Annotated in this window: 16 protein-coding genes and 1 other annotated feature; of the genes, 6 read left to right on the forward strand and 10 right to left on the reverse strand. The window is 53.4% G+C overall.

Going from position 1 to position 13,595, the window contains the following annotated elements; all coding sequences use genetic code 11:
• Positions 1-28: 28 nt before the first annotated feature.
• The 4 genes from GJ746_RS12955 to GJ746_RS12970 form a co-directional block, all read right to left on the reverse strand.
• A complete protein-coding gene (locus GJ746_RS12955) occupies positions 29-457 on the reverse strand; it encodes a cyclophilin-like fold protein (RefSeq protein WP_154680571.1) in 429 nt (142 codons plus the stop codon).
• A 4-nt stretch (positions 458-461) separates the two neighbouring features.
• Complete coding sequence (locus GJ746_RS12960; protein ID WP_154680572.1) at positions 462-1,265, reverse strand: carboxymuconolactone decarboxylase family protein; 804 nt, start codon at positions 1,263-1,265, stop codon at positions 462-464.
• Between the two features lie 21 nt (positions 1,266-1,286).
• Positions 1,287-1,883 carry an NAD(P)H-dependent oxidoreductase gene (locus GJ746_RS12965; protein ID WP_154680573.1) on the reverse strand — a complete coding sequence of 199 codons (597 nt, stop codon included), beginning with the start codon at positions 1,881-1,883 and terminating at the stop codon, positions 1,287-1,289.
• Between the two features lie 99 nt (positions 1,884-1,982).
• On the reverse strand, positions 1,983-2,891 hold the full coding sequence (locus GJ746_RS12970) for a LysR family transcriptional regulator (protein WP_154680574.1): 909 nt from the start codon (positions 2,889-2,891) through the stop codon (positions 1,983-1,985).
• Positions 2,892-3,107: 216 nt separating this feature from the next.
• Positions 3,108-3,202, forward strand: a sequence feature (Trp leader region).
• A gap of 147 nt (positions 3,203-3,349) precedes the next feature.
• On the opposite strand from GJ746_RS12970, the gene trpB reads away from it, so the two are divergent.
• Positions 3,350-4,543 (forward strand): tryptophan synthase subunit beta, encoded by a 1,194-nt coding sequence (trpB, locus tag GJ746_RS12975; protein ID WP_154680575.1) that lies wholly within the window; start codon positions 3,350-3,352, stop codon positions 4,541-4,543.
• Complete coding sequence (trpA, locus tag GJ746_RS12980; protein ID WP_154680576.1) at positions 4,543-5,355, forward strand: tryptophan synthase subunit alpha; 813 nt, start codon at positions 4,543-4,545, stop codon at positions 5,353-5,355. Before trpB ends, trpA begins: the two co-directional genes overlap by 1 nt.
• A gap of 39 nt (positions 5,356-5,394) precedes the next feature.
• Here trpA and GJ746_RS12985 read toward each other — a convergent pair whose 3' ends face one another.
• Together GJ746_RS12985 and GJ746_RS12990 are read right to left on the reverse strand one after the other, a co-directional pair.
• Positions 5,395-5,907, reverse strand: a complete 513-nt coding sequence (locus GJ746_RS12985) for a prolyl-tRNA synthetase associated domain-containing protein (RefSeq protein WP_154680577.1) — start codon at positions 5,905-5,907, stop codon at positions 5,395-5,397.
• Positions 5,908-5,934: 27 nt separating this feature from the next.
• Positions 5,935-6,318 carry a VOC family protein gene (locus GJ746_RS12990; RefSeq protein ID WP_154680578.1) on the reverse strand — a complete coding sequence of 128 codons (384 nt, stop codon included), beginning with the start codon at positions 6,316-6,318 and terminating at the stop codon, positions 5,935-5,937.
• A gap of 304 nt (positions 6,319-6,622) precedes the next feature.
• Here GJ746_RS12990 and GJ746_RS12995 point away from each other — a divergent pair, with 304 nt between their 5' ends.
• The 3 genes from GJ746_RS12995 (at position 6,623) to GJ746_RS13005 (ending at position 9,047) form a co-directional block, all read left to right on the forward strand.
• Positions 6,623-7,762 (forward strand): MFS transporter, encoded by a 1,140-nt coding sequence (locus GJ746_RS12995; protein WP_154680579.1) that lies wholly within the window; start codon positions 6,623-6,625, stop codon positions 7,760-7,762.
• Between the two features lie 113 nt (positions 7,763-7,875).
• Positions 7,876-8,475, forward strand: coding sequence for a dienelactone hydrolase family protein (locus GJ746_RS13000; RefSeq protein WP_154680580.1), 600 nt, complete (start codon positions 7,876-7,878; stop codon positions 8,473-8,475).
• On the forward strand, positions 8,475-9,047 hold the full coding sequence (locus GJ746_RS13005; RefSeq protein WP_154680581.1) for a DUF1349 domain-containing protein: 573 nt from the start codon (positions 8,475-8,477) through the stop codon (positions 9,045-9,047). Before GJ746_RS13000 ends, GJ746_RS13005 begins: the two co-directional genes overlap by 1 nt.
• A 35-nt stretch (positions 9,048-9,082) precedes the next feature.
• On the opposite strand, the gene GJ746_RS13010 is transcribed toward GJ746_RS13005, so the two are convergent.
• On the reverse strand, positions 9,083-10,516 hold the full coding sequence (locus GJ746_RS13010) for a retropepsin-like aspartic protease (RefSeq protein WP_195908733.1): 1,434 nt from the start codon (positions 10,514-10,516) through the stop codon (positions 9,083-9,085).
• Positions 10,517-10,698: 182 nt separating this feature from the next.
• Positions 10,699-11,262 carry a DUF2975 domain-containing protein gene (locus GJ746_RS13015; protein ID WP_154680583.1) on the reverse strand — a complete coding sequence of 188 codons (564 nt, stop codon included), beginning with the start codon at positions 11,260-11,262 and terminating at the stop codon, positions 10,699-10,701.
• 276 nt (positions 11,263-11,538) lie between these two features.
• Here GJ746_RS13015 and GJ746_RS13020 point away from each other — a divergent pair, with 276 nt between their 5' ends.
• Positions 11,539-11,931, forward strand: a complete 393-nt coding sequence (locus GJ746_RS13020; protein WP_154680584.1) for a VOC family protein — start codon at positions 11,539-11,541, stop codon at positions 11,929-11,931.
• 17 nt (positions 11,932-11,948) lie between these two features.
• Here GJ746_RS13020 and GJ746_RS13025 read toward each other — a convergent pair whose 3' ends face one another.
• Together GJ746_RS13025 and GJ746_RS13030 are read right to left on the reverse strand one after the other, a co-directional pair.
• A complete protein-coding gene (locus GJ746_RS13025; protein ID WP_154680585.1) occupies positions 11,949-12,662 on the reverse strand; it encodes an alpha/beta hydrolase in 714 nt (237 codons plus the stop codon).
• Positions 12,663-12,846: 184 nt separating this feature from the next.
• Positions 12,847-13,458, reverse strand: a complete 612-nt coding sequence (locus GJ746_RS13030; RefSeq protein ID WP_227852643.1) for a DJ-1/PfpI family protein — start codon at positions 13,456-13,458, stop codon at positions 12,847-12,849.
• Positions 13,459-13,595: the final 137 nt, after the last annotated feature.

The raw sequence follows: 13,595 nt of genomic DNA on the forward strand, positions 1-13,595 counted from the left end.
CTGGACAGTTTATAACCGGTAAGGTTAATTAATCATCACGCTCGATTGTCACCGTTGCCGCGCCTGGCTGGTCGAGAGACGTGAGCCCCTCCTCTACCCGACCGAGTTTTATCAATCCCGGCGAGTAGCGGAAATCTTCGCGAAAAATCGCCAGATTACCCCACGGGGCGTAATAGGCGATATCGCCGCGCTTTGGGGTCATTGCTGCATCTGCGTCCGCCAGACGCAATTTAGCCGGCAGCCAGGCGATTTTTTCGGTCGTACCGTAATCCTCCAGCTTTACCGTGATTGGCAGCTGCGCCAGAAACGCTTTTGTCGCAGCGCTCGGCTCCAGTACACCCACCACCCTGGTTCCGTTAAACTCAAACTTAATTTTCACCGCACTCTCCCGTTCGGCAGCTGACGCCGCGTTCATCATGGCGATCAAAAATAGCGTCGCGCTAAGTGTTTTAAGCATCGGCTCATCCAACCAGACCGCGAGCTCGCAGCACTTCACCAACCACCGCCACTGCGGAAAACGCATTTGGCCATCCGGCATAAAAAGCGGCATGGGCCACGATTTCCCCCGCCTCTTGCGCGCTCAGACCATTATCCATCGCCCGGTTGAGGTGATAGCCAATCTGCGCGCTCTGCCCGGCGGCAATCAGCGCACTGACCGTAACCAGGCTACGGTCGCGCGGTTTCAGTCCCGGTCTTTGCCACAGATCCAGAAACAGCGGGCTAGTGGTGAATATCACCAGTCCAGGAGAAATTGCGCCGAAGTTCTGCTCTACCGTTGTCGAACGCTGGCTTTCCGCCTCTTGATTAAGTGGAAGAAGCTCCGGTGAAACTGAAGCCAGCTGTTCACGGCTAACACCGCGCGCGACGAATATCTCTTTCGTCACCGCGATAGCGGACATCGCGTTTGGCCAGCCGGAATAGAAAGCCAGATGGGTGATAATCTCAGAGATCTCAGCCGGAGTGACCTGATTATTCAAAGCAACAGCAACATAATGCTTAAGCTCATCAGGCTGATGACGGGCGATAAGCATCGCCACGGTTACGATACTGCGGTCACGGCGCGATAATTCGTTTCTCTGCCAGAGGTCTTCTTCCAGCACCTCGCTGCCAAAACGCACCAGCGCGGGCGCGACGGACTGAATATCCTCAACGGATAATGCTGTAGGGCTAAGTGGTTGAGCCATTTTTTCACCTTTTTTTTCTTCCGCCTGGACAGGAACGCCCAGAATCAATGTCATGGCAGCAGCGGCAATCAATGCTTTCACGATAAACTCCTTATTGGTGAACTAGTTCGTCAGCCTTGCCACCAGCTGACGCTGATATTCAGGTAACTGGCTGCGGCTGGCGCTCTGAAAAACCAGCGGGGGGAGCCAGGTCATTCCTGCATGCAGCGCGCTGGCCTTCATCGGCGTAAACACCTCTGCCAGACTGATACCGACTCGCCCGGACTCGCCGTATGTCGACTCTCCGCCGGCTGCCGTGGTAACAATCAGCATCTCTTTGCCCTGCCAGACTCCAGGCCCCACGCTCCCCCAGGTATCGTTAAGCCAGGCTTTCATCATGGGTGTGATGTTGAACCAGTGGGTAGGGAAAATAAAAACGATACGCGAGCTTTCACGCATAAAGCGACGCTCTTCTTCAGCATTGATTTTCTGCGTGTCATAACCATAAATCGCTTCCAGATTGCGCACCGTTACGCCGGGTACGCTTTGCGCTGCGCCCTCCAGACCTTTGGTCATGACGGATTGTTGCGGATAAGGATGAGAAACAATAACCAGCGTTTTATGCTGGGCAGCAATGCTGGCGCTGGTAGAACAAATAAAAAACACGGCTGCGGTCAACAGGCAAAACAGACCGGGGATATAACGGATTGGGTGTTTCATCGAGGTCTCCTTCTCTTTTGCCTCAAGGGTAAGGTGAGCAATAAGAAGGAACCAGCCCTCAGCGTCGAATGGCGTTGTGAATAATTTTCATCAATCAGCTTACAGACCTAACGGCTTTATCTCGCGGACAAGAGAGATTAATAAGCGCAGCCCGGTCGGGATTTGATGACGGCTGGAATAATAGATATAGAACCCCGGTCCGTAGGAGGCCCAGTCGGTCAGCACCAGGCGCAGGCGCCCTTTGCTGACGTGCTCTGCAATCAGCGGTTCAGGCAGATACATCAGGCCAAACCCCTGCAAAATCGCCACCACCCCGGTTTCGGCCTGATCGACGGTAAGCAAAGGGGGAACTTTTACGGCGATCTGCTCGTCGCCGCGCTCGAACTCCCATTTATAAATCCGATTATTTCCCAGACGATTGCTGACGCAGCGGTGCTGATGAAGATCGTTGGGATGCTGCGGCACGCCAAAGCGGGCCAGATATTCCGGTGATGCGGCAACGACCCAGCGCACGTCGGCGGACAGCCGCTGCGCCACCATGTCTTCAGGCACGGTTCCACCGTAGCGGATCCCGGCGTCAAATCGCTGCTCCGTCACATCAATTATGCGGTTACTGGCCGCGATATCGAGCTCAATATTGGGGTAACGTTCAGCAAAAATCGGTAAAACCGGAGCCAGCAGCAGCGTGGCCGCCTCAACGGCGACGTTAAGCCGAATATGTCCCGCAGGCGAATCGCGAAACTGATTAAGCTGTTCAATGGCAGCATCGATTGAGGCGACGGGTTCGCTTACCGCACGAGCCAGGCTCTCGCCTGGCGCCGTCAGGGTGACGCTTTTTGTTGTTCGGTTCAGCAGACGCACGCCAAGACGCGCCTCAAACCCTTTCAGGGCGTGGCTTAACGTCGATGCGCTTACGCCAAGCTCGACGGCGGCTTTGCTAAAACTGTGATGGCGCGCGATGGCGCAAAAATAGATGAGATCGGCCATATCAGCACGGTTCAGATTCATACGGCCTCGCTAACGTGGGAAAAAATAAGCTAAAAAAACAACGGTACCTTGATTTGATGCTTTAAAGCAATCCGTCGCATCAGTCAGAACTACTGTAATAATGAATTCCAGTCGCCAGGCATTCAACGGTTGACATTAAACCCCAACACTAGTTTACTAGTACAAAATCAATTTTAAGGTATCGCTACAATGCAACACGTAATCATGATGACTCTGCACGGCTGGTGGCGCACTTCCCGATAACGGGCAGTATCGTCACGTCTGCAGTTTGCATACCGATACCCGGCCCGCCAATGAGCGGGCTTTTTTTCGTCCAGATTTTACCTAAACAGTAAACCCGGGCGTAAAAAGCAGTCAGGAACGGCTGCGCAGTACCTGATTTCATTTCACGTGCAGAGTCCTCCCGGAAACGATGTTTCCGGGCTATCAGGCACTGCGCATACATCAAGGAGCAATTAATGAGTACATTACTCAACCCTTACTTCGGCGAATTCGGCGGAACCTATGTACCAGAGGTCCTTATTCCGGCCCTACGCCAGCTGGAAGAAGCCTTTGTCAGCGCACGCAAAGATCCGACGTTTCAGGCTGAACTAACCCAGCTGCTGAAAAACTATGCCGGTCGCCCAACGGCGCTGACAAAATGCCGCAACCTCACGCAAGGAACCCGCACCACCCTGTACCTCAAACGTGAGGATTTGCTGCACGGCGGCGCGCACAAGACTAACCAGGTGCTCGGCCAGGCGCTACTGGCTAAGCGCATGGGGAAAAGCGAAATTATTGCCGAAACTGGCGCAGGCCAGCACGGCGTGGCGTCAGCGCTGGCCAGTGCGCTACTGGGTCTGAAATGCCGTATCTATATGGGGGCCAAAGATATCGAACGTCAGTCGCCAAACGTCTTTCGGATGCGTCTGATGGGAGCAGAAGTCATCCCCGTTCATAGCGGTTCCTCGACGCTGAAAGATGCCTCAAACGAGGCGCTGCGCGACTGGTCCGGCAGCTATGAAACGTCCCACTTTATGCTGGGTACCGCCGCCGGACCGCATCCGTTTCCAACTATCGTGCGAGAATTCCAGCGCATCATCGGTGAGGAAACCAGGGCGCAGATACAGGAACAAGAGGGGCGGATGCCGGACGCGGTTATCGCCTGCGTCGGCGGCGGCTCTAACGCCATCGGCATGTTTGCTGACTTTATCGATATCCCGGAAGTGGGACTGATTGGCGTCGAGCCTGCGGGCCACGGTATTGAGACCGGCGAGCATGGCGCACCGCTAAAGCACGGACGAACCGGCATCTATTTCGGGATGAAAACGCCTCTGATGCAAACCGATGACGGACAAATTAAAGAGTCCTGTTCTATTTCCGCGGGTCTCGATTTCCCGGCCGTCGGGCCACAGCATGCGTATCTGAACAGCATTGGTCGCGCAGACTATGTTTCGGCAACCGACGAAGAAGCGCTGGCAGCCTTTAAAACGCTGAGCCGCGCCGAAGGAATTATTCCGGCACTTGAGTCCTCCCACGCCCTCGCGCACGCCTTGAGAATGATGCGTGAAAACCCGGAGAAAGAGCAGCTTCTGGTGGTGAATCTTTCCGGCCGCGGCGACAAAGACATTTTTACCGTACACGACATTCTGCAAGCGCGAGGAGAAATCTAATGGAACGCTATACCGAGTTATTTTCTCAGCTGAAAAACCGTGGAGAAGGCGCCTTCGTTCCCTTCGTGATGCTCGGCGATCCGCATCCGGAGCTCTCTTTGCAGATAATTGACGCGCTGATTGCTGGCGGAGCCGATGCGCTGGAGCTGGGGATCCCGTTTTCCGATCCGCTGGCTGATGGCCCGACGATACAAAATTCCACTCTCCGCGCTTTTTCCTCCGGCGTCACCCCAGACCGCTGCTTTGACATGCTGGCAGCTATCCGCGAGAAGTATCCGACTATCCCAATTGGCCTGCTGATGTACGCCAACCTGGTATACAACCGGGGAATCGATACGTTTTATGCCGATTGCGCCCGCGTCGGAGTCGATTCGTTGCTGGTGGCAGACGTCCCGTTCCAGGAATCTGCCCCGTTCCGCGAAGCGGCGATGCGTCACCATATTGCGCCAATTTTTATCTGTCCGCCGAACGCTGACGATGCGCTACTGCGGCAAATTGCCGCTCATGGCCGCGGTTATACCTACCTGCTATCGCGCGCGGGAGTAACCGGAGCGGAAAACCGCGGCGCGCTGCCGCTGCATCATCTGGTCGCAAAGCTCAATGAGTATCAGGCGCCACCGGCGCTACAGGGCTTTGGTATTTCTACCGTGCAACAGGTTGAGGATGCCCTGAAAGCGGGAGCCATCGGGGTAATATGCGGTTCAGCCGTTGTGAAAATTATCGAGCAGCACGTTAACGATCCGCAAGTCATGCTGGAGCAGCTGAAAGCCTTCGCCCAGCGCCTGAAAGCAGCAACACTCAGGCCCGTATAGCGTGAAGTGAAAACAGGATAATGCCGGTAATGGTTAGCATCAATTGCCGGCAATATCGCCTACCCGCCTGGATAGATGCCTGGAATAGCGCAGAAACTGCTGGAGATCCGCCGGTGAGATACAGACCGTGGCGGTATTTATCAACGGATGAAAGCCTAATAACTTCTGTTCGTCCACCGAGATATCTAACAGTACCTGTATTTTCTGCTCGGTATCGTTTAACAGCGCGAAGGGCGTCACTTCGCCTGGCTGCAGACTCATCAGCAGCTTCAGCTCGCCAGCCGTGGCCAGCGAAAGTCGGCTTTCGCCAATTTCGCTGGCCAATGCTTTTAAATCAGCTCTTTTCTCGCCGTCAAGGATATAAAGATAGAAATGACGTCCGCTGCTGTTCTTTAAAAGCATATTTTTGAGCAATTGCGCGGGCAGACTGACTGCATGGTGCGCTTTGTCACGAACGCTATGCATGGCCGGATGTTCAATGTAGCGATAATCAATATCGAGTTCATTGAATAAATTAAAGAGTTCCTGTTGATTCACAACATGCTTTTCCATACCGGCGTTCACTGAAATCCTGGCATATTAGTAACGATATACGGCTTCGATATTATAACCATCAGGATCAAGAACATAGGCAGCATAGTAGCCGTCACCATATTGGGGCCGCAGTCCGGGCAAACCGTTGTCACGTCCTCCGGACTGCAGAGCCGCCTGATGAAATGCCTCGACCTCCGCTTGTGAACGCGCGCGAAAGGCGATGTGGGTGCGTGGTACATAGGGTATGCCGGCGGTGATCCAGAACGTTTCTGCCGCCAGCTCCAGCCCGGTCTTACTCAGGTTGCCGAATCCTAATCGCTCCCCCGGTGGCGACTTACTGGCTCCGATTCCCAACGCAGCGAGCGTGGCGACATAGAAAATCTGACTGCGTTCAAAATCAGTGACTGTAATACCGGTATGATCGAACATACATTTCTCCCTGAAAAATGACGCATATATCCCTGCACGACAAAGTACCGGAACGGATTACTCACGCTTATGATGATACCCGTTTAGTCGCCTGCGGACTGTGACGCTACGGACATCTTAACCCGTCTTTTCGCCCTATCAAGGCTTGCTGGTCTGAAGTAAATACTGCAAAATCGAGCGAATACCGCAGTCTGAAAACATCATTCGAGCATTATTGAGCAAGTGAATGATAGCCACTCCCCGGTATGGGCGTGGTGCCTGCCGGGTACAGGGAAATCTTACAATCTTAAGAAAAGGGAGAATCATGCACGAACCCGCATCAGACGCCAGCCAACCGTTAGCCACGCGCATCGCTTTTTTTATTTCCGGATTCGCGACCGCCACCTGGGCCGTGCTGGTCCCCTTCGCTAAAAACAACACCGCGGTTAACGATGCCATGCTGGGAACCCTGCTGCTGTGCCTGGGAATGGGCGCGCTTATCGCCATGCCGCTTACCGGCATACTCACCAGCCGCTATGGCTGCCGTCGGGTAATCGTCTCATCGGTGGCGATTGTCATCATTTCCCTGCCACTGCTGGCCAGCATCAACGATGCGTGGCTGCTCAGCATCGCTCTGCTGATATTTGGCGTAGGTATCGGCGTAACGGACTGCGCGATGAATATTCAGGCTATCATCGTCGAACGCCAGGCAAGCAGGCCTTTAATGTCCGGGTTCCACGGTATGTATAGCGTGGGCGGCATCGCTGGCGCCGGGGTGATGACCCTCTTTCTTACCTTTGGGCTAAGCGCTTTTATCGCAACGCTGCTGGTCGTACTGATAGTGGCAGGACTCATGCTTATCAGCATTAAGGGGCTGCTGCCCTGGGCCAATCCATCCAGCGGACCCGCTCTGGCAATGCCTCGGGGTATTGTGCTGCTGATCGGTATTATCTGCTTTGCGGTATTTCTGGCCGAAGGAACGGTTCTTGACTGGAGCGCCGTCTTTTTAACCGAAGTTCGCGAGATGCCAGAGAATTTGGGTGGGCTCGGATTCGCCTTTTTTGCCGTAGCGATGACCGCGGTTCGGCTAAGCGGCGATCGTATGATGACGCGAATGGGCTTTATTCCGGTGGTTTTTGGCGGCGCTCTTCTGGCCGCGGTCGGTTTTTGTCTGGTGATCTTTATCACGGCCTGGCCGCTATCCCTGTTTGGCTATGCCCTGGTCGGCGCGGGCTGCGCCAATATAGTACCGGCGATGTTCTCCGCCGTCGGGCGCCAGCAATTAATGCCACAGTCAGTCGCGGTTCCTGCGATTACGACCATGGGTTATCTGGGCGTGCTGGCCGGGCCCGCGCTGATTGGTTACGTCGCGCATCTGAGCTCATTAACCAATGCCTTTATTTTTATCACCGTCCTGATGCTTTTCGTAGCCGGTATGTCCCGCACGGTAGCGCCGCACAGGTAATTCGCGGCGCCAGAGAGCAAGCTTATACTCCGGACTTCAGCCCTGATAAACTGGCGCTTCCGGGGAGGTATTCGACTCGCAACCGGTCCATGGTTTCCAACAGAGGCGCGTTTATGTTACCTGACTGCAATAAAGCCATCGTTCTGCTGCATGAGATCTACGGCCTTAACGCGCATATTCAGCGAACCGCTGACCGGTGGAAAACCCGCGGCTTCGATGTTTATACCCCGGCGCTCTTCCCTCACGCGGCGCCTTTTGCTTATCATCAGCAGGACAAAGCCTATCGCCACTTTTGCGATAAGGTCGGATTTGATCCCACCGCGATCGTCTCCCTGCTGGCTGAGCTGAGAGCAAAATATGCCACGGTATTGATCATCGGCTACAGTACGGGCGCAACGTTAGCCTGGCTGGCCGCCAGAAGCGGGCTCTGCGACGGCGTGATTTGCCATTATGGTTCGCGGATCCGTCAATACAGCAACATAGCGCCGCCCTGCCTGACGCTGGTGATTCTCGCCAGCGATGAGCCCGCATTCGATCCCCGCGCTCTGCAAGATGAACTGAAAAAACAACCGACCGTGATCTGCCGCATGTTTCATGCGCGGCACGGTTTTTGCGATGCGGATAGCCAGGCGTGGAACTCCCGACTTGCGCGACAGGTAGCGGAGATCGCGGACCGCTTTATCTCCCTTATTCAGCAGCAACAGGAGGCATAATGGAACAGGCATTTCACTGGATTAACGAACCGGCGACCTGGACTCATCAAGACGACGCGCTCCGCGTGGTAACCGATGCGCAAACCGACTTCTGGCAAGAAACCTGGTACGGTTTTGAGCGTTTCAGCGGGCATATATACGCAACGAATATTGCCGGAGATTTTACCTTTCAGGTTAGAGTACGCGCCGACTTCAGCACTCTCTACGATCAGGCGGGTATCATGCTGATGCAGGATGCCCGCCATTGGCTCAAGGCCGGTATTGAATATAACGACGGAGCGCCCGCCATCGGCAGCGTCTTGACGCTGGAGAAATCAGACTGGGCGACCGGTATTTTTCCGGGTGACGCCGGTGAGTTCTGGCTGCGGCTGACCCGCCGTGGAGACGCGCTGCGGCTGCAGTACTCTTCAGATGGTCGCCAATGGCCGCTGCTGCGGCTGTGCCCCTTTCCACTTGGCGCAGTGAAAGTAGGAGTCATGTGCTGTACGCCGCAGCGCAGCGGTCTGCAGGTCAATTTTCACGATATGTCTCTGCTGCCGCCGAACGATAAAGATCTGCATGACCTGAGCTAAGATCTCGGGAGGCGCTCTCCTCCCGAGCTTTACCATTACTGGAATGTCATGGTCATTGAGTCAAAATCAATTGTCCATTTATAGTGTCTGAGAAACTGATGGCTGAGAAAACCGTCGAGGATCATTCCTGACTCCGTGTGGTAAAGCGCTTCAGGTAAAACGCCAAATAAACCGATTAACGCCGTCTGCTTCAACGCCCCCAGAGCCACGCTGTCAATACGCAAGCGGGTTATCGCAAATCCACCGCCGCCCAGCCCTCCTTTGCTGTTTTCCGGTGTAAAAGCGTCCCGTTCGTCGCGTTTGATTCCGGCATAATCCAGGGCTCCCTGTTGCAGGAGGATGGACGCTTCAGCATCATCCAGGCCGGAGTCGAGAAAAAAGGTCATGCCCTCTTTGCCGTTAACCGCCCCCTGAACAATCATGAAATGGGTACCATCGAGAATAAACGGAATTTCAGCGGCTGCGGCCTTAGCTGTACTGACCGCGTCTCCTCTGGGTTTCAGTATCAGCTGTCTTCCCGGATAGTCCAGGGTCGTGAGAAACTGATGGAAAACGCCGGTCGATAAAATGCCATCAACCTCAATGGTCTTGCCGGTTTTTTCATCGGTAAAAACCCACTCTGGAGGAAACTCCACTAAATCAATCGGTACGTCATGCAGCGTCACGGCAGCCAAATCCAGGCGCGCCAGCCGCGAATAGGTTGTCTCAGCCGTTTTCCCTCCGGCATAAATGCCGGTATAGCTGGCAACGGGCTTAATTCCCATTTGTTTAGCGGTCGCAGATTTCAGGACCAGAAGATCGGCCCCGGTATCAATAAAAACGTTAATAGGCTTTCCGTTTACGCTTACGGAAACAACCGGCAGATTATTCATCGCAATAAACGGCAGTACTGATTTATTCTCTCGCCATTGTGGTCGATAGGGTTGGCTATCGCCAAAATCGTTCATCAGGGCAAGCAGCGCTTGTTCGTTTTCGGAAAATTGCTGTAATTCCTCATCGCTGTTAAATAACGTTTTAGCTTTAGAAAACTGTCCCGTCTGATAATAGACATACAGTAGCCCGGCACGGCTTTTCTGATAATAGAAAGAATCGCGATTAACGCTGGCGTAATATTTTTCGGCCCTGGCATATTGTCCACGTAAATAGTGGATAAGCCCCAAAGACCAGGATGAGCGCTCCTGCCAGGCGGGAACCGTGAGGAGCGGTAGCAGACTGTTTTCCGCCGCCGTCAGGTTTCCGCTCATGAGTTCATCCTGAGCCAGCTCCCAGCGTAGAGCGTGGTTCTGCGGCTCCTCAGTCAGACGAGCCTGTTTTTCGGCAATGATCTGAGCATAATCCCCACGATGCAATACAGCGCTTTTCTCCGGTTCTGGCGGATGAAAAACCTGAGACCCGGAGGCGGCTACTGTGGCAAATGTACAAACCACCAGCAGAATAAAAACAGATGACCCTCGTAATTTTATAAACACTTTACTCCTCCGGACAACAAATAATAGAATCGAAAATTGTGGTATCAAAACGGCAATGTTTATTTAAAATGTATGATTAACTGAGGTGTTTATTTTTTCAGGCGAGTGAAACCACTGGCTGTGAAATACCAGGATGCCGATTAGCACCCAGTGAAAAAATAATGGCCAGAAATGCGGCAGTATTAGAGGAAGAGTTTATTCTCTTCATTAATTAAGGTGGCCTTTTCAAGGATCCTGGCCACCGCCACAACGCACGCAGCAATAAAAAGCCAGGCGACTGATTGCAGTTCAAACCCAAAAAGTATTTCACGCTCGCCGTCAGGTTTTAGCATCGTGAGCCAGTAGCTGAGCAGCGGATCGGCGGCGATTGTCATTACAACCCAGAAACCAAGAGAGATACCGATTTTGTGCATATGCCGCGCCGCGCTGGCAGAGAAGTAGTCTCTGCGCGCATAGGTACAGAACAGAGCGCGCAGATGGAACAGACTGTAACAAAGCGGTATCAGAACCAGAAAGCTAATGAGCCCGGCCCCTGCCGCCTGCCACCACGGGAGTCCCTCCAGGCTGATATCAAGCGTCGACAATAGTCGATTCGAAAGCGAGATATCGATTCCCAACCGCTCATTGCTCAATGACCAGGATGGAAAAAACAGAACAACCGTATTCATCATAATTATTGCCACCATCAACAGCATGGTGATGCTGACCATCTTTTGGCAGAACTGCGCGAGTGCATCAGTAGTCATACATTCCTCTGTAATTTTATCCGTGCCGCTGGTGACAGAATACACAAAATTATTGTAAAACAATAATAGTTTATTGTTTTACAATAAAACTCAAGCGTTAAATAATTAATTATCTATAAATTTCATAGGGTTATAAAAAATCATTTTATAAATCGTCACGTGAGAAAACGGCTAATAATAGCGAGGAATGTATGATTTCTGCCCAGCCGGGCTACAGGCGCCAACTCCTTGCTGCTAGAGTGGTATATCCATTCAGGTAATCAATGAGGAGCAACCATGTTTTCCTACATCATGCTCGGTACCAACGATTTGCCCCGCGCCATTCGTTTTTACGATCCGCTGATGGAAATGTTGGGACATCCCCAGAGCGGACGCAGCGATGAAGGCGCATCCTGGGGAACATTCAGCGGAAACAGCACCAGCGGACTGTGCGTTGGCAGGCCGTTCAATCAGCAGCAGGCAACGACAGGAAACGGCGTGATGGTTGCGCTGAATGCGCGCTCCGTTGAGCACATTCAGCAGCTGCATGAGCTGGCGTTAAGTCTGGGTGGGATTGATGAAGGCGCTCCAGGGCATCGTCCGCAGTACGGTGAAGGCTTCCACAGCGCCTATGTCAGAGATCCGGACGGCAATAAACTGGCATTTGTTTATTACGCAAACGACCATTAAAACCGACGGACAGAGGGTTATTTCGCGGTCAGGGAGTGACGAAGCCATTCGCGTATCGTTTGTAGTTCTTCGGGTTCATGAAAATAGTGTTCCGCTCCCTCAACGACCTCCAGAACGCCGCCATACTGACGGGAAAAAGCGCTTACGGCGGCATAATCCGCCACGCTATCGTTGCGGCCAATAAGAATCCCCATGGAGCCCTCCCAGACGACGGGCGAGCGCTGCTTGAGATAATCGAGATAGTCCGCGCGAAACACCATTCCGCTGCCGGTAGTCATCACCTTTTCGCGCGATAGCTGCTCTTCATCAATCCCGGCGTGGGCCAGCATTTTCCTGAGCAGCGCCAGCAGATCGACCACCGGCGAAAGAAACAGGACCTGGCTGAAGTCGCCGGGCTGAAAGGCAAAAAGGCTGAAACTGGCCCCCATACTACAGGCGAAGAGAGCCACTTCGCTGAAGTGCCCCCGCGCGTAGGCATGGATACACTGAATGTCGCTCACCGCCTGAATGATATGGCACTCTTTTTCATTGCGGATACGATCGCCATGCGCGGGAAGATCGAAGCTCAGTACCTGATATCCCTCCGCGGCGGCCTCTTCGGCGAGGATCGCGATGCAGGTATCTTCTTTGTGCGAAAAGTTGCCGTGCACCGCAAGAACAACTTTCCCGCTGGGTTGCTCGCCCCAGAGGGTACAGGGTATCCCGTTAACGGCAAATTGGGTTCTGAACATAGAGCCGGATCCTTATAGATATGTTCACATCGCGAGTGATATTTCACCGTATCAAACCTCGCCGATTTTGCCTTTTATGCTAACGCATGATGATGACCTGGGGCAAAAAATGTCCACATTGCACAACGCCGAAAATAAAACGGTATTATTCAATTGGTTATAAATGGATAGTTATTTTTCCACATCAACCCTCGGTAAACATTCCTGACGTAAACGCTGTTCTCATTGCCTCGATCTCTTTTTCCTCCGCCGCGTTGAGTGCCGCCAGCACATGACAGGTAAAGTCGACAAAGCCGACGCCGTTGGCGGTCACCAGGTTGCCATCGCGCACGGAAGGAACGTTCCGGTAACGGGCCGAGCCGGTGTAAACTTCCCCCGCTCTGCTCTGCAGATAGGCCAGTCCGTTCGAGGTGTGCTCGGCATTATTGAGAAATCCTTTGGCCCCCAGGAATGCCGAAGCATCGCATATTGCGCCGACAACGACCTGCCTTGCCAATGCCCGTTGCACCAGCGGAACTACCCGCTGAGCTTCCTCGCCCCACCAGTTCATGCCCCCCACCAGAATCAGCGCAGCGTATTCTTCAGGTACCGTCTGGAAGGTATAATCCGGCAGACAACGAACTCCACCGATGGACATCACAGGCCCTTCATCCGCAGCAACAGTTTTGACTGCATATTTCGGCTGCCAAACGCCAAATCCCCGGCGCAGCCCCGGTGCCAGCAGGGCAAACTCCCAGTCGGCATACTCCTGGATCAGCACAAACAGCACTTCATTTTTGGTATCCGTAGACATCATTCTCTCCTTGAGTAGTTCAAAACCCGTCGGCGCAACATTCAGCGTGGGCTATTCCCGGGACACCAGCGCCGTGTTGCTGAAATACCCAAAACTGTATAAATACACAGTACTAAAGGCAAGGCTATTTTCGACGAGTA

The organism is Klebsiella oxytoca, assembly GCF_009707385.1.
Taxonomy (GTDB): domain Bacteria; phylum Pseudomonadota; class Gammaproteobacteria; order Enterobacterales; family Enterobacteriaceae; genus Klebsiella; species Klebsiella oxytoca_C.